Source organism: Mucilaginibacter sp. P4_E8, assembly GCF_056401495.1.
Window position 1 is genome coordinate 1 of the sequence record NZ_JBFUJG010000117.1, and the last position, 16,701, is coordinate 16,701.

At 40.3% G+C, this 16,701-nt stretch carries 13 protein-coding genes; 8 read left to right on the top strand and 5 right to left on the bottom strand.

From position 1 onward, the window contains the following. Positions 1 to 287 precede the first annotated feature (287 nt). Positions 288 to 1,586: an NAD(P)/FAD-dependent oxidoreductase gene (locus tag AC1DRQ_RS24620; protein ID WP_477427756.1), complete on the top strand. Its 1,299-nt coding sequence runs from the start codon at positions 288 to 290 to the stop codon at positions 1,584 to 1,586. Positions 1,587 to 1,614: 28 nt separating this feature from the next. Here the strand turns inward: AC1DRQ_RS24620 and AC1DRQ_RS24625 are convergent, their stop codons facing one another. From AC1DRQ_RS24625 to AC1DRQ_RS24635, 3 genes are all read right to left on the bottom strand, one after another. Continuing rightward, positions 1,615 to 2,877 carry a hypothetical protein gene (locus AC1DRQ_RS24625; RefSeq protein ID WP_477427758.1) on the bottom strand — a complete coding sequence of 421 codons (1,263 nt, stop codon included), beginning with the start codon at positions 2,875 to 2,877 and terminating at the stop codon, positions 1,615 to 1,617. A 128-nt stretch (positions 2,878 to 3,005) separates the two neighbouring features. Next, positions 3,006 to 3,656 carry an HD domain-containing protein gene (locus AC1DRQ_RS24630; RefSeq protein ID WP_477427760.1) on the bottom strand — a complete coding sequence of 217 codons (651 nt, stop codon included), beginning with the start codon at positions 3,654 to 3,656 and terminating at the stop codon, positions 3,006 to 3,008. Positions 3,657 to 3,725: 69 nt separating this feature from the next. Beyond that, positions 3,726 to 4,589: a helix-turn-helix domain-containing protein gene (locus AC1DRQ_RS24635; protein WP_477427761.1), complete on the bottom strand. Its 864-nt coding sequence runs from the start codon at positions 4,587 to 4,589 to the stop codon at positions 3,726 to 3,728. Positions 4,590 to 4,780: 191 nt separating this feature from the next. Between AC1DRQ_RS24635 and AC1DRQ_RS24640 the strand changes: the two genes are divergently transcribed. From AC1DRQ_RS24640 to AC1DRQ_RS24655, 4 genes are all read left to right on the top strand, one after another. Next, complete coding sequence (locus AC1DRQ_RS24640; protein ID WP_477427762.1) at positions 4,781 to 6,046, top strand: FAD-dependent monooxygenase; 1,266 nt, start codon at positions 4,781 to 4,783, stop codon at positions 6,044 to 6,046. Between the two features lie 47 nt (positions 6,047 to 6,093). Further along, positions 6,094 to 7,014: an AraC family transcriptional regulator gene (locus tag AC1DRQ_RS24645; protein WP_477427763.1), complete on the top strand. Its 921-nt coding sequence runs from the start codon at positions 6,094 to 6,096 to the stop codon at positions 7,012 to 7,014. Positions 7,015 to 7,146: 132 nt separating this feature from the next. Then, positions 7,147 to 8,004, top strand: coding sequence for an oxidoreductase (locus AC1DRQ_RS24650; protein WP_477427764.1), 858 nt, complete (start codon positions 7,147 to 7,149; stop codon positions 8,002 to 8,004). A gap of 138 nt (positions 8,005 to 8,142) precedes the next feature. After that, positions 8,143 to 8,514 (top strand): DMT family protein, encoded by a 372-nt coding sequence (locus AC1DRQ_RS24655; RefSeq protein ID WP_429401915.1) that lies wholly within the window; start codon positions 8,143 to 8,145, stop codon positions 8,512 to 8,514. Between the two features lie 18 nt (positions 8,515 to 8,532). On the opposite strand, the gene AC1DRQ_RS24660 is transcribed toward AC1DRQ_RS24655, so the two are convergent. Further along, complete coding sequence (locus tag AC1DRQ_RS24660; protein ID WP_429401917.1) at positions 8,533 to 8,898, bottom strand: response regulator transcription factor; 366 nt, start codon at positions 8,896 to 8,898, stop codon at positions 8,533 to 8,535. A 209-nt stretch (positions 8,899 to 9,107) separates the two neighbouring features. Between AC1DRQ_RS24660 and glgX the strand changes: the two genes are divergently transcribed. Genes glgX through treY form a run of 3 tightly spaced genes read left to right on the top strand, consistent with a single transcriptional unit; the run spans position 9,108 to position 15,751 of the window. Then, positions 9,108 to 11,258 carry a glycogen debranching protein GlgX gene (gene glgX / locus AC1DRQ_RS24665; protein WP_477427766.1) on the top strand — a complete coding sequence of 717 codons (2,151 nt, stop codon included), beginning with the start codon at positions 9,108 to 9,110 and terminating at the stop codon, positions 11,256 to 11,258. Further along, positions 11,236 to 13,071, top strand: coding sequence for a malto-oligosyltrehalose trehalohydrolase (gene treZ / locus AC1DRQ_RS24670; protein ID WP_477427768.1), 1,836 nt, complete (start codon positions 11,236 to 11,238; stop codon positions 13,069 to 13,071). Before glgX ends, treZ begins: the two co-directional genes overlap by 23 nt. Then, the gene (treY, locus tag AC1DRQ_RS24675) at positions 13,064 to 15,751 is read left to right on the top strand and encodes a malto-oligosyltrehalose synthase (protein WP_477427770.1); all 2,688 of its coding nucleotides are present in this window, start codon (positions 13,064 to 13,066) and stop codon (positions 15,749 to 15,751) included. Before treZ ends, treY begins: the two co-directional genes overlap by 8 nt. A gap of 220 nt (positions 15,752 to 15,971) precedes the next feature. Here treY and AC1DRQ_RS24680 read toward each other — a convergent pair whose 3' ends face one another. Next, positions 15,972 to 16,589: a TetR/AcrR family transcriptional regulator gene (locus tag AC1DRQ_RS24680; protein WP_477427772.1), complete on the bottom strand. Its 618-nt coding sequence runs from the start codon at positions 16,587 to 16,589 to the stop codon at positions 15,972 to 15,974. Positions 16,590 to 16,701: the final 112 nt, after the last annotated feature.

The following is a 16,701-nucleotide window of genomic DNA, read 5'->3' on the forward strand; positions in this document are numbered from 1 at the left end:
GCTCTATATACATTATATCTTCCATGTAAGTCAAATAAGTTATAGAACAAAACTCACTAATAAATTAATAGATTTCTATCCCCAAATCAGGTGGTTTTAATCACCATAAATCACGGGCAAAAAGCCTATTCCTGATCATATTAGCGTATCCTAAGGCATAAACAAAACGCTTTATTCATCTCATTGTCAATACTTTTATATTACCTCAAATAACACTGGTAAAGTATGTACAAGTAGTAAAATATAGGTATCTTTGTGTATAAAGTACACTATCAATATTTACTAAAATGAGCACTCCTAAAACTATACCAGCAACCGCGGACACTGTCCAGAATGCGGTTAAAAAAATTGTGATTGTTGGAGGTGGTTTTGCAGGGATAAACCTTGCAGAACAAGTTGCCAAAGACAAAAACTACCAGGTTATTTTGCTTGATAAAAACAATTATAATTACTTTCCACCCCTGCTTTACCAGGTGGCAACCAGCTTTCTTGACGCATCGGATATCAGCTATCCGTTTCGCAAACTATTCAGGAATAAAAGGATAAGCTACCGCATGGCCGATGTGGTAAAAATAGATCCGTCATCACAAACTGTACATTTAACTGACGAAGAACTTACATATGATTACCTGGTGTTTGCATCAGGTGCCAGGATAAACTTTTTCGGTATGGAAAATGTTCAGCAAAACGCCATACCAATGAAAACCATTGATGATGCTTTGCGCATGCGTAATAGTTTGCTGCAAACTATGGAACAGGCCGCGATGACCCAGGATCGTGAAGAGCGAAAAAAAATGTTGACCATTGTTATTGCCGGCGGTGGCCCTACAGGCGTTGAAATTGCCGGTATGCTGGCCGAAATGAAGAAAAATATTTTCCTGAAGGATTACCCCGAACTTAAAGGTACCCCTGGCGGCATTTATATTGTTGATGGCGGTAAAAACCTGTTAGGCCCAATGAGTGATAAAACCCATCAGGAAGCTTACAAGGTGCTGACAGAATTAGGCGTAAAAGTAAAATTAAACACCCAGGTGAAAGATTTTGACAAGACCAAAGTCACTTTATCAACAGGCGAAACGATTGAAACCAAAACACTGATCTGGGCCGCAGGTATCACTGCCAATACTTTTGAAGGCATCCCTGAAAGCAGTTTAGGTGTTGGAAAAAGAATGATAACTGATGAATTTAACAAAGTAACCGGCGTTGATAATATTTATGCCATCGGCGATGCCAGCGTTCAAATAACTGACGAAAGATACCCCAAAGGCCACCCTCAATTGGCGCAGGTAGCTATACAGCAGGGCCGCAACTTAGCCAAAAACTTTATTGCCATGCAAAAAGGTAAGCCGCTTAGCGCCTTTGATTATTTTGATAAAGGCGATATGGCCATTATAGGCCGTAATAAAGCGGTTGTTGACCTGTTTAAAAACAAGCTGCATATTGGCGGTATCCTGGCTTTGTTCATGTGGTTATTTATTCACTTAATTTCGTTGGTAAATTACCGCAACAAGTTAAAAACATTGTATAACTGGGCCACAGCCTATTTATCAAAAGATCAATCGTTAAGGATGATATTCAGATCATAAACGAGCAAAAGCTGTAAATAACAGCTGCCTATTTATTTTCAGATGCAGCCGCCCATATATCGCGGATGGTGTCTTCATCGCCATGACCATCGGGTACCGCAGTGCCCGGGTTATTGGCATAGTACCATCGTTTTTTATCAATCGGTGATGTAGTTTGCCTGCCGCCGGGCATTTCAAGGTGACCGTTGGGATCAGTTCTTTTGACCCAATCATACGCGTAATGCAGCCATTGGGTACGGTATTGTTTATTTTGATGTGCAAACCAGCTAATCTCATCATAACCCCAAACCCAAAAAGGAATGTCACCGGCATTTGCCTGGCCTGGCTTTTTGCTTACACCATAGTTATCAAATTCAACCAGATAAGGCAAATGTTCGCAAGTCCAGCCACTTGGGGTAATGCCGCCTTTACTGCGCAGATAAAGCGCGTCTGTATGCCCTACCTTGAGCATTGCCTCTTCCGGTTTATCAGGGGTTTCCATTATTCTTAATGGAAAAGCATGAAAATCCATCAGCAATTTTCCATTGCGCACAAAACCACCGCTGGGCACATGCGAATCGCATATGATCATGTGCCTGCGGGCATGTTTGGTGGCATAATCCCTGATCAGGGTTAATATCTGTGCATAATTATCCAAATGAAGGTCGTTTTTGTTCATCAGCTCCACCTGTCCAAAATGAATACCTTCAATACCTATATTTATGTATGATACAGCCAGGTAATAGAAAAAAAGCTTTGTTTCGAGCCTGCTTACATCAGGTACAGAACCTTTGCCCCATTGATTTTTAAACTTCCCATCGGGATACAGCATATCAGCATAACTAAAATTTCGTTTCTGTACCGGCATATTCAGGGCGGTAAATGCCCAGTCAGGTACGGCAAGCTGATCAACCTGTGGCGTTACTATCTCAAAAATACAAGCCTGTAAAATTATATCGGGGTCACTGGCATGTACTTTGGCGGCCAGCTCTTTTTCTTGTTGCAGGTTCTTTGGAATATCCGCTTCTTCGCCCCACTGGCATACTGCCCGCCCTATAAACTTGGCCCCAATGTTTTTTATCATCCTAAGGTTATCATCAAAATTACCTTTACCTACCAGCATGCTCTGCATGGTGACTGATCGGTCTAAGTAGTTTTCCAGTACTATCCGCGAGATCTTTTTATCAAACTTAAAATTGCCCATATTGGCAGGTACGGGGTGATAAACAGATGCTTTGCTAAAGCAGATAGAAGCCTGGCAAAACAATAGGATTAGTACCCATTTGAAAGGTGTTAACGTAGATAAATTCATAATCAGGTTTTATTGGTTGGATACAACAAAACTACTGTCACGAATAAATATTTAATTAATATATAATTAATAGGATGTAACATTTATGATTCAAATGATGTTTTAAACCACTTGAATCATTAAACAACTTATTCACTCCATGGTGAATGCAGAATGCAATCGCAAAAGTTTTTACGATGAAAATTGGGGATCATAAAGGCACATACATCGGCCTTAATGTTACCAAAAGTGGTTTCTGTTYTGTGTTCAAAACCGCTAAAGAACGTTGGGATTATATTTTTCTTAAAATCATTTCTCGGGAATGCCTGGATGATCTCCTCCCGGTGTTCTGCACTCAGATTATCATACCCCTCGCCCATTACGTCAAGACCCACTCCCGAATACATAAGTGCAACTTCCGGCTCTTTATGTTCGGCAATGCCTATAGTGGTATGCAAGGCTATGGTATCCCACACCAGCTGTAATGATTCTTTGGGCAGGCCATGGCTTTTCAAAAAGTCGCGGGCGGCGTTGGCCCCGTCCACTTCAAAGCGCAGGTCAGGACTACTGTAATGTTTGGTTAAACCCAGATCGTGAAATACAGAACTCACATAAAGCAGTTCAGGATCGTATTGTAAATTATTACGTTTTCCGTTGAGCGACGAAAAAAGAAAAACTCTCAGAGAGTGATTATAAATAAACTCTGTACCGTGCTCTAATAATAGTTCGGTGGCCTGCTGGGCAATAGCGCTGTCGGGAATAACTATCCCGGCTAACGATTTTACTTTATTTACTGACATATTTTTGTTGATTTTATATCAACAAAAATAGGTTGGTTAAAGCAGCCCCGGAATGTTAAAAACCGCCAATCACATGCCAATATTTACAAAACGATCACGATAATCATGAGGCGAGATCTGTGTATTCTTCTTAAAAAAATGACTAAACTGATCGGGGGTAGAAAAATTGAGGTGAAACGCGATCTCTTTTACCGGTTTTGATGAGAATTGCAGCGACCGCTTGGCTTCGGCAATAAGCTGTCCGTTGATGATGTCTTTAGCTCCTTTTCCACTGCAACGCTTGCACAGATCAGACAGCTTACGGGCAGAGATCCCTAACTGGCTCGCAAAATAGGCCACTTCATGCGTTGCCTGATATTGTTTACTTACCAATTCTATAAACTCCCTGTAAAGTTGTTTTTCATAGCTATCATACCCATGAATTAAGGCCGCGTTCACATTAGCTATCTTGATCATGATGATCTTTAAATAGGCAGCCAAAGCATCCAGCTTATTCGGGTAATCATCCTTTATAAACTCCTGGTAAAGCATCTGAAAAAGTACATCCAGTTCTGATTGATCTGTATTATTTAAAGGTAATTGCTGATTAGCCGCCGCATTATTAAACAATACCGCTTTACAATTACTGGCGCTATCAGGAGCCTTTTCCCAAAAACAATCGCCAAATGAAAGTTCATATCCGGTTATACGGGTATTGGGATGAAATGCATATAACTGCCCCTTTGCCAATAAAAAAAGCTCACTGCCAGATAGTTGATAGGCAACATCATCTACCAAAAGTGTACCACTGCCTTCTTTAAGCATAAAGACGCGGTGGTAATTTATCCTGCAAACAGACAAGCTATCAAATGTTTGGTTCGATAGATAATTTATGGAGAAGGAATCTTTTATCTCCTTATCCACATGCGCCTGCGAAAAATCATCATTGATCATTGCCCTAAAAAAACAAACTTATTAAACCTGGGTGACTATATCGTCACCCAGGTTTAAGTTTTTAAATAATGGGCCAAACCTTTTTCCGGTTTCTTACCTCCATTCACCGATGATTTAGGCTAATTGGCCGAAATCTACTATTGATGCCATTATTATGTTATCATATTTGAAGCAATATTTAATGATCAGTTATGAGCGGCAACCTAAAAAACAAAAATATTTTAATTTCAGGTGCAAGTATTGCCGGTCTGGCATTGGCTTATTGGCTTAACCATTATGGATTTAATGTAACTATTATTGAACGGGCTGCCGAACTTCGTAAAGGGGGTTACAGGATTGATTTGCGTGGGGTGGCAACTGAGGTAGCCGGGCGTATGGGTATTTTAGATCAGGTAAAAGAATTAAATACCGCCATGCGGGGCTCATCCATGATAACCGCGGCAGGTAAACGATATGTAGAGCTCAATGACCCCAATATATTTGGTATGCGTCAGGACACCGATGTGGAAATCATGCGGGGCGAGCTATCCGTGATCCTTTATAACGAAACCAAAGATCAAACGGAATATATTTTTAATGACTCCATTATCAGCATAACCCAAACTCTTGAGCATGTAACCGTTACCTTTAAACAGGGAGAACCGCGCCAGTTTGACCTGGTTGTAGCGGCCGATGGCTTGAGGTCGAATGTGCGGGGACTGGCATTTGAAAAAGAAAACATCACCATTAAACATTTGGGCTATTATGTAGCCATCTTCACTATACCTAATCACTTTGACCTCGATCACTGGGAACTAAGCTATCCTGCTTTGAATAAGCTTGTAAACATATATAGCACAGGCGAAAATCAGGATGCAAAGGCATTGTTCATGTTTGCGGCACCAGCAACAGATCATGATCACCGTAATACAGCGCAGCAAAAACAAATGGTTATTGATCAGTTTAAGGATGAAGGGCCGGCTATTTCACAAATATTAGATGCCATTCATGATATACCTGATTTTTATTTTGATGCCATAAGCCAGGTAAAAATGAATAGTTTATCAAACGGCCGTGTGGTGTTACTGGGCGATGCCGGTTATTCCCCATCAACCGCATCTGGCCAGGGAAGCAGCTTGGCATTAGTTGGAGCATATGTTTTAGCCGGAGAACTTGCGGCTGCTTCCGGAGATCATCAAAGGGCATTTAACAATTACGAAAGCCAGATGAGGTGGTTTGTAAAGGCCAATCAACAACTGGGAATAACCGTTTTAAAAGAGATGGTAAGTAAATCAAATACACAGCTATGGTTTCAAACCACGATGTTGCGCATACTTGTTAAATTACCCTGGAAGGAAAAAATCTTTAAAAGATTCCTGAAAGAAATGCAGCAGACCGTAGATGAGGCAGCAAATGCCATTGAGCTCAGGGATTATGCCCGTTACACGCGGCAAGCAATAAAAAGCGATCCTGTTTAATAATACCATTTACAATATTTAATTTTGAGCAACAGAAACATAAATTCATGCAAACCACATTAGACAACCGGCTTATTGATACCCTGCGCGATCTGCCCGATCTGATACCGGTTATGCGTGATTATTATGAAAGCTGGACCATCAGGGTATTTAACCGCGAGCAGCACGAATGCCGTAACTACTTATCGCCTAACCGGCGCGATTTTTATAAAGTTTTGCTGGTAACAAAAGGCGCCGGCGTTTTCACCATGGGGCTCAACACCTATTATATTGAAGAGCCTACCCTGCTTTATATACACCCCAATGATATTATTTCATGGAAAAACCTTTCAGATGAGTCTGGCGGTTATTACGTACTCTTCAAAAAATCCTTCATCAACGGCCACCCACAGCTAAAAGCTACCATTGATAAGTTTGGTTTATTTAACGAAAAGCATAAAAGCGTAATCCGTTTGGCAGAGAGTGACCTCCCGATACTTAATCATTTATTCAGTAGTATGAAAAATGAAGAGCTATCTGCAAGTGAATTTAAGGAAGATGCCATGCAGGCCTATTTACAGCTTTTAATGGTGGAGAGCATGAAAGTAGCCCGTTTCCCTAAACCTGATAGTGTATCTGAGGAATTTAATCATATCCATCAATTTTTTAACCTACTGGAAACAGAAACTTCAGGTATTAATTACGAAACCCCAATAAGATTAAAAACGGCTAAGGAGTTTGCCTCCAGCCTATCGGTACATCCCAACCACCTTAATGCTTTATTAAAAAAGCATACCGGGCAAAATGTGAGCACTCATATCCGTAACCGGCTGCTTGAAGAAGCCAAAGTGCTGCTGTTACAAACCGACTGGACCTTACAAAATATAAGTTATAGCATTGGCTTTGCCGAACAACCCAGCTTTAACCTCTTCTTCAAAAAAAACACCGGTTTCACCCCTGCCGAATTCAGAAAAGCTCATCATGCTTAACTAATCAGTTTAATTTCATTTGCTTTATTTATCAATCTTTGAAATTCATAATAAACGCTTTGTTATTGTTATAAGCTACCCTACCGCTTCTCCTCATCTTTGATATATCAAAACAAACAAAAAATCAAAGCAATGAAAACTCAAAAAACATGGTTCATCACCGGTGCCTCAAGAGGGTTCGGTTTGAATATTACCAAAGCAGTATTAGCATCAGGTGATAAAGTAGTAGCCACCGTTCGTAACAAACCAGAAGAATTGGCCACTCAGTTTAATAACAATGAAAACCTGTATGTGGTAACCCTTGATATTACCAATGAAGCACAAGCAAAACAAGCCGCCGCGCAAGCCATTGATCATTTTGGCAGTATTGATGTATTGGTAAACAATGCAGGTTATGGCTTACTGGCCGCTGTTGAAGAAGCTACAGACCAGGAGGTAAAGCAAAACTATGAAGTGAATGTATTCGGTACGCTGAATGTGATAAGGGCGGTATTACCTTACATGCGCAAACAACATTCAGGTCATGTGATCAATATATCATCAGTTGGTGGTTTAGGCGCTTATTATGGGTGGGGCTTATATGGTTCAACCAAATTTGCCATAGAAGGCATTACCGAAGGAATGGCTTTGGAACTTGCGCCACTGGGCATACATGCTACTGTAGTTGCTCCTGGCTTTTTCCGCACCAATTTTTTGGATACATCATCACTTAGCCGTACTGCAAACGTTATTGATGATTATGCAGAAACTGTAGGTGCTATGCGACAGTTTGCTACTGAGGCTAACTACCAACAACCAGGCGATCCTGAAAAACTGGCACAAGCCTTTGTTAAACTTGCCGCTGCAGAAAATCCTCCTGTGCACTTGCCTTTAGGTAATGATACCCTTAAACGGTTCAGGGAAAAAACAGCCGCCTTTGAAAAGGATATAGCAGACTGGTATGATGTAGTTACCGGCACTGACCATGATGATGTAGCTGTAAAAGCATAAGCAATAACCATTCTTTATTGAGCCGTGCAAGATGTAATTATACATCATGCGCGGCTTTTCAATTAAAAATAAATATTATTGAAAACTTAAACATTGACAAGGTAAATTGTTTAACTCATCATTAGCTATTATTAATACATGAAAGGATTAAAAACAATTCTATTTTTAACTATCTCCAATACATTCATGACGTTTGCCTGGTATGGGCATTTAAAGTTTAAGGAATATTCATGGGGTAAAAACCTGGGGATCTTCTCCATAATTGTGATCAGCTGGGGGTTGGCATTTTTTGAATATCTTTTTCAGGTACCAGCCAATGAGGGTGGTTTTAAAGACAATGGGGGGCCTTTTACACTGGTTCAGCTTAAAACTATACAGGAGGCTATAACCCTCGTGGTTTTTATGTCATTCACGCTCATTTTTTTTAAAGACGAAAAGCTGGGTTGGAACCACCTGGCCGGATTTGGGCTCATCGTGCTGGCCGTATTTGTGATCTTTAAAAAATGGTGAGCAATAAATTATAACAGATTAAACAAGATGATTTAAATGCCTATCTACCGTTTCCAATAGCCTGGCCATATTAAATGGCTTATTTAAATAAGCATCGGCACCGCATTCCCGGGCTACATTAGCCAGGTTTTCACCCCTCGATATCAGTATTACCGGGACATGGCTGGTTAAAGGATGTTTTTTAAGGGCCGAACATAGTTCGCTCCCTAAACCGTCTTTTAATTTGTTATCCACCAATACCAGGTCGGGCATTTGCAGTATAACACCCTTTATGGAATTTTTACCGGGATAAGCAGCAGTGTGATAACCCTCTCCTTTCAGGTTCGATTGTATTTCGTCAGACAAATCATTGTCGTCCTCAACGATGAATATTTTCTTGCTCATAAATTTCGTTGTTTAGGTTACTCAAATTTACATTTATAATTAATACCAATCAATTATAAATTAATTTATTTAAAAAAAAGGAAATGTATTATTGACGTTTTTAAGCAATCATGTTAAATGCTGATCAGAACAAAAAATTATCCGCCCAAAACAATTAGCTTTAATTTCAATTTGAAGTTTAGTAACAATAAATAACTACCTGAACATTTATGAAAATAATAACATACCCCGGCAATCCATTTCCACGTGGCGCAAGCTGGGATGGTAATGGGGTTAATTTTACGCTTTATTCAGAAAATGCAACAGGTGTTGATCTTTGCCTGTTTACTACAGTGAACGATGAAATAGAATCATCGAGAATTCAGATCACCGAATTTTCTGACTTGATATGGCACATATACATACCCGGCTTAAAACCCGGACAATTATATGGATACCGGGTGCATGGCCCCTATGAGCCAGAGAACGGTCATCGTTTTAACCCCAACAAACTATTGATAGATCCTTATGCAAAGGCTATTGCAGGCACAATTGATTGGGATGATTCCTTATTTGGATATGAAGTAGGCAACCCTGATGAAGACCTGAGTTTTAGTGAAACAGATAATGCTGCATTTGTCCCCAAATCGGTAGTTATCGACCATAATTTTGATTGGGGGGACGATAAAAGTCCTAACGTACCCTACTTTAATTCGGTGATCTATGAAGCACATGTAAAAGGGCTCACCAAGCTTCACCCTGAAATACCTGAAGATATCAGGGGTACGTACGCGGCTATAGCCCATCCCGTTACTATTGCCTATCTAAAAGATCTGGGTATTACCGCTATTGAGTTAATGCCGGTTCATGATTTTCTTACAGACAGGCATCTTGTAGAAAAAGGCCTCACCAATTACTGGGGCTATAATACCATTGGTTTTTTTGCACCAGATGCCCGCTATGCATCCTGCAGTGTACTTGGCGAACAGGTTATTGAATTTAAAAACATGGTTAAGGAGTTGCATAAAGCCGGGATTGAGGTAATTCTTGATGTGGTGTATAATCATACCGGCGAAGGCAACCAAATGGGTCCTACTTTATCTTTCAAGGGTATTGACAATGCTTCATACTATCGCCTCAAAGATGATGATAAGAGGTATTACATGGATTATACAGGTACGGGTAATACCCTGAACGCAAATTTACCCAATGTGCTGCGCCTCATGATGGATAGCCTGCGGTATTGGATCGTGGATATGCATATTGACGGCTTCCGTTTTGATCTTGCCGCCACGCTGGCCCGTGAACTGCATGAAGTTAACCGTCTGAGCGCCTTTTTTGATATCATTCACCAGGACCCAATCATATCGCGGGTAAAATTAATAGCCGAGCCCTGGGATCTGGGCGAAGGCGGTTACCAGGTGGGTAAGTTTCCATCGGGGTGGGCAGAATGGAACGGTAAATACCGTGATAGTATACGTGATTACTGGAGTGGAAGTGAAAGTACACTGGCAGAATTTGCCGACCGCATAACCGGAAGCTCTGACCTGTACAAATCATACCGCAGGCCTACAGCCAGCATCAATTTTATCACCGCGCATGATGGCTTTACTTTGAACGATCTGGTATCATACAATGAAAAGCATAACGAGGCCAATGGTGAGGATAATAATGATGGTGAAAACTATAACCGTTCATGGAATTGCGGTGTGGAAGGCCCTACAGATGATGAAGTTATCAATAAGCTACGCGAGAAACAGAAAAAGAATTTTTTAACTACGCTTTTCCTTTCGCAAGGTGTACCCATGTTGGTTGCCGGTGATGAAATGAGCCGCACACAGGGAGGGAATAATAACTCCTACTGCCAGGACAATGAAATTTCATGGATAAACTGGAAAACAATGGATAAGGAGCTGCAGGCTTTTACACGTAAATTGATCAGTTTGCGGAGAGATCACGCCGCTTTTTCAAGGAAAAACTGGTTTAAGGGCGAGCCTGTAAAAAGTAATGGCATTGCTGATATAGCCTGGTTTTTACCCAACGGCTCTGAAATGACCGATGATAACTGGAGTCATGATTTTGCCAAATCGGTAGCTGTTTTTTTAAATGGTTTAGGCCTCCATAGCGTTAATGCCGAAGGTAATAAAGTAGTTGATGATAGTTTCTACATTATTTTTAACGCGCATGATGAACCATTAAGTTACAAATTACCCAAAATTGAATATGCCAAGGATTGGGAACTACTGATAGATACCGGTAAAGAGCAAATAGATGAAAATACCTGCAAATATAGCGCTGAATCTATCATACAGGTAGCGGGGAGATCGGTTATATTACTTAAACACCAATTGGTATATAATGGCGGCACTAAACATCAATAACAGATCAATAGGTGTTAACTTTAATATTTCGGGACTTGCTGAGGTAAAGTTGTGGGCACCAAATGCCGGCAAGGTTTTTATCAAACTTGATAAACAAATGCTTCCATTAATCAGGGAAGAGCACGGCTATTGGACATTAACCACCGGTGAGATTAAACCTAATGACCAATATTGGTTTGATGTAGATGACAAACAACTATCTGACCCGGCATCACTTTTTCAACCAGATGGCGTGCATGGCTCATCAGGAGCATTTGACGTAAACACTTTTAACTGGACAGATGCTACATGGAAAAACACTCCGCTGGCTGATTATATATTTTACGAACTCCATACCGGTACATTTACCCGCGATGGCACCTTTAAAGGCATTAAAGAGCAACTTGATTATCTGATTGAGCTTGGCATTACCGCGATAGAAATTATGCCCGTAGCTCAATTCCCCGGCGAAAGGAACTGGGGATATGATGGTGTTTTTCCCTTCGCGGTGCAAAACAGCTACGGAGGACCGCAGGGTTTACAGCATTTGATCAATAGCTGCCACAGTAAAGGGCTGGCTGTAGTTTTAGATGTGGTATATAACCACATGGGCCCTGAGGGTAATTACTTTAGTCAATTCGGGCCTTACTTTACCGATAAATACCCCACACCATGGGGCAGGGCTATCAATTTTGACGATGCCGGCTGCGATGAGGTTCGACTTTATTTTATAGAGAATGTGCTGATGTGGTTCCGTGATTTTCATGTGGACGCCTTGCGGATGGATGCAGTACATGCTATTAAAGATTTTAGTCCAAAACATATTTTGCAGGAGATCAGCAGGCAAGTGGCTGAACTGGTGCAGGCATCCGGAAAAACTCATTATCTTATTGTAGAATGTGATCTGAATGATACCCGGTTCATTAGCCCCGTAAATCGCTGTGGATACGGCATGGATGCACAATGGACCGACGAATTTCACCATGCCCTGCGTGTAACAGCAGGCGGCGAAAGAAATGGATATTATACAGATTTTAATGGCATAGCCGATCTGGCAAACTCCTATGAAAATGCCTATGTATATCACGGCCAATATTCTGAGCAACGACAAAAAACATTTGGCACCAGTACTGATGATGTAAATGGCAGGCAGTTCGTGGTGTTTTCGCAAAATCATGACCAGGTTGGTAACCGGATGCTGGGCGAGCGTTCAAGCCATTTGTTTAGTTTTGAAATGCAAAAGCTGATGGCAGGAGCCGTAATGATCAGTCCGTTTTTGCCCATGCTATTCATGGGCGAAGAAAGAAGTGAGCCTAACCCATTCCTGTTTTTTGTAAGCCATACAGATCAAGAGCTGATCAAGGCTGTAAGAAAAGGTCGCAAAGCTGAATTTGCAGATTTCCATGCTCATGGTGAAGCTCCCGACCCACAGGCAATAGAAACCTTTGAACGCTCCAAACTAAACTGGGATATGATTGACCAGGAACCTCACCAAACCATGCTGAGGTATTATAAAGCTCTGATCGGGTTACGAAAGCATCAACCAGCTCTAAAAAGTCCCGACCGGAAAAACATGAGCGTTGAAGTAGATACAGTCAATAATACATTGATTTTACAACGATGGACTGACGAGCAGAGCATAATTTGTTTGTTGAATTTCGCCAATACCAATCAAAATGTGATGATACCTGAAGGCGTAGATCAATGGCAAAAATTATTTGACTCTGCCGGGCCGGGATGGAATGGACCTGTTTCATCACCGCAAATAATCAGTACAGGTGTAATGGCAATACCTCCGGAGTCTATCCTGATATATACCCAATATTATGCATAACCCCGTTGCTATCTACCGGATACAGTTTAATAAAGATTTTACTTTTAAAGATCTTGAGCACATTATACCGTACCTGCATCAATTAGGGGTTAGCACTATATATGCCTCTCCTATTTTTGAAGCCACGCCTGGCAGCACCCATGGTTATGATGTAGTTAACCCTTTACACATTAATCCTGAGATAGGAACTTTGAAGCAACTGGAAAATATCAGCAAAACCCTCAAAAAATTGAACATTGGCTGGTTACAGGATATTGTACCAAACCACATGGCCTTCCACCAAAACAATAGCTGGTTAATGGATGTGCTGGAGAAAGGCAAGCGTTCAGCATACGTTGATTTTTTTGACATTATATGGTCGGCACCAGTGTACCACAGCAGGGTGATGGTTCCTCTTTTAGGTTTGCCATTTGAGGATGCGTTAAATGACGGGCAAATCAAAATAGCGTTCAAGGATGGTCAGTTTGTATTTACCTATGCAGATCAATATTATCCTTTAAATCTGCACGCCTATATTTCCATACTGCAAACTGTAACCGAAGATAAGCTCGAAACTATCCATCTGTTAATTGAAGAAGCAAAAGAGTTACAACAAAGTGATGATGATAAAACATACAACATCCGCTTTACCGAATTAAAACAGCAGCTTAAATCCCTGTATCAACAACTGCCAACTAAAAAATATTTAAAAAACTGCGTTGAGCGGGTTAACAAGCAGCCAACTCTATTGCAACAGCTATCAGACGAACAGTATTATCAATTATGTTATTGGCAGGAAACCGAAAAGCAAATTAATTATCGTCGTTTTTTTACTGTCAACGGGCTCATTTGCCTCAACATGCAAAACCCTGCAGTATTTGATAAATGCCACGAACTTGTTAAAACGTTATTGGATAAGGACATTATTCAGGGCCTACGTTTAGATCATATTGATGGGCTTTATGACCCAACTGTTTACCTTGAACGTTTGCGTAAATTAACAGGTAACGAAACTTACGTCGTGGTTGAAAAAATACTGGAAGATGGAGAAGGTTTCCCCAAAAACTGGCCGGTGCAAGGTAATACCGGTTATGATTTTCTGGCTGYTGTAAACAATCTGTTTACGCAAGCAGAAAGCAAAAAGCAGTTTGCTGATTTCTACAGGAATTTTAATGCCGATAAATCATCCATTACTCAATCTATATTAAACAAAAAGTCGCTGATACTGTATGAGCACATGGCGGGGGAACTTGAAAATCTTTACCAGCTTTTTTACGATCTGGAACTGGCTGATACCATTAAAATAAAACCCGATCAAATTAAAACTGTAATTGCAGAGTTTTTGATCAGGTGCCCGGTTTACAGGTATTATGGCAACAGCTTTCCTTTGCCCCAGGCCGAACAAAAAGCAATACAATATATATTTAAGGGTATAAGAGAAGTTAAACCTGAATTAAAGGAAACAGTTGCGCTGTTTGAGGATATCTTCTTTAAAAATGACCCATCATCTGATTATGCACAAAGGGCCTTAAATCTCTACCTGCGCTGTATGCAGTTTACAGGCCCGCTGATGGCCAAAGGTGTTGAAGATACCCTAATGTATACTTATGATCGTTTTATTGGCCATAATGAGGTTGGCGATACACCACTCACCTTTGGGCTACCGGTTGATGAATTCCATAATTACATGGTTACCCGTCAACAGGAATGGCCATTATCCATTAATGCTACAGCCACCCATGATACCAAACGTGGTGAAGGTGTTAGGGCCAGGCTTAACGTACTAACTGATATTGCAGATGATTGGCTGAATATGGTTACACACTGGCAAAAGGTTAACAGCAAATACAAAACAAATAAAGTACCCGATGCCAACGATGAATACCTGATTTATCAAAGTATAGCAGGCAGTTACCCAATGCCCGGCGAGGATGGGAATGATTTTCATACCCGAATGAAAGAATACCTGATAAAGGGCTTGCGCGAGGCCAAACTACACACACAATGGGCCGAGCCGAATGAACTATATGAAGCAAGCTGCAAAAAATTCGTGGATGCTATAATACAGCCCGAAAGTGCCTTTATGAAAAGCTTTCGGCAGCTTCAAATAAAAATTGCCGACTATGGCATTATCAATTCGCTGGCACAAACAGTTTTAAAATTTACCTGCCCTGGTGTTCCTGACGTTTACCAGGGCTGCGAGTTTTGGGATCTGAGCATGGTTGATCCGGATAATCGCCGCCAGGTTGATTATGAAGCAAGAGCGTATAATTTACAGGAATTGATGGCCTCAAAAACATCAATTGACCTGCTTTGGGCAAATCGTTACAATGCCGGCATCAAACTTTGGCTTACACAGCTTTTATTTAATGAGCGCAAAAATGATACGGAAACATTTAAAAACGGCATCTACATACCACTTCAGGTTAATGGCAAATACAAGGATAATGTATTGGCTTATGCCCGCCAGAATGATAATAACTGGTACATTATAGCTATACCGCTACATTTAGGACAAATAAATGCTGATAGCAACCACCCGGGCGATATTGATTGGGGAAATACGCAGATCATTTTGCCTAAGGATGCGCCCATAAAATGGGATAATTTATTAAGCGGTAAATCATCCGCCTATACTGATCATATCACTGTTGATTCCATTTTCAAGACATTTCCGCTGGCCTTGCTAAAATGTATCTAAAGCATAAAAAAGCAGAATGGATATACTCCATTCTGCTAAATCACTCTAAAACAATCACCTCTTATTAAATAGGAAGTTTCTTTGAATAACATCTAAGGGAATAAAACCGCATTTAGAAATTATTTACAAGAACAAAGGTATTTAATAATATTCGGCGTATGCCTGATTATCAATCTTTTGACTAATAACTGACAGTAAATCAATTTTGGGATCCTTTTACTTAATACATCAATCCCTTGATAAAAATATCGATCAGTAATAGTTTTTTGGCGTGTATTTCTTCTAAATGTTCTTTACGCGGAAAGCTTGTTTTCTTTTGCGACACTGCACCAACTCTTATACCGTGTAAGGCGTCAAGCAACAAGTCAACGATTTCGTCGGGGTTATCTATTGGTTTGATAGTGCCGCGTTCAATTTCGGTTTTTATCGCATTGCTTAATAAATTCAATTCTGACAAATGAACCTGAACAACAATTTCCCATATGGAATCAGGAAGGTTTTGTTCATTAAGCCTGAAAAAATCAAAGAAATTATAGTTACTTACAATAAAGTCATGATTTGTATTGATCTGGAAAACAAAGGCTTCTTTAAGATTTGTAAAAGTATCTATTTTATCTTCTAAAATTTTTAAGTAGTCATTAGACAGCTTACGCATCACTGCAATATACAACTGACTTTTATCAGGAAAGTAATAATACAGCAAAGCTTTTGACATTGACAGATCGCCGGCAATTTCATTCATGGTGGTTTTTGAATAACCATAATGTAAAAACCGCTGATAAGAAGCCTCTAAAATTTTCTCTCTTTTTATATCCTGATGGTCATTGCCTGCAGCCATTTGCTATATGAATTATATAAAACAGTATAAGTCAAATTAAATTCCTGACTTTTTTAACAAAATTATCAAAAGTTCTGTAAATATATGTATCAACACCTAACACATTGTCAAT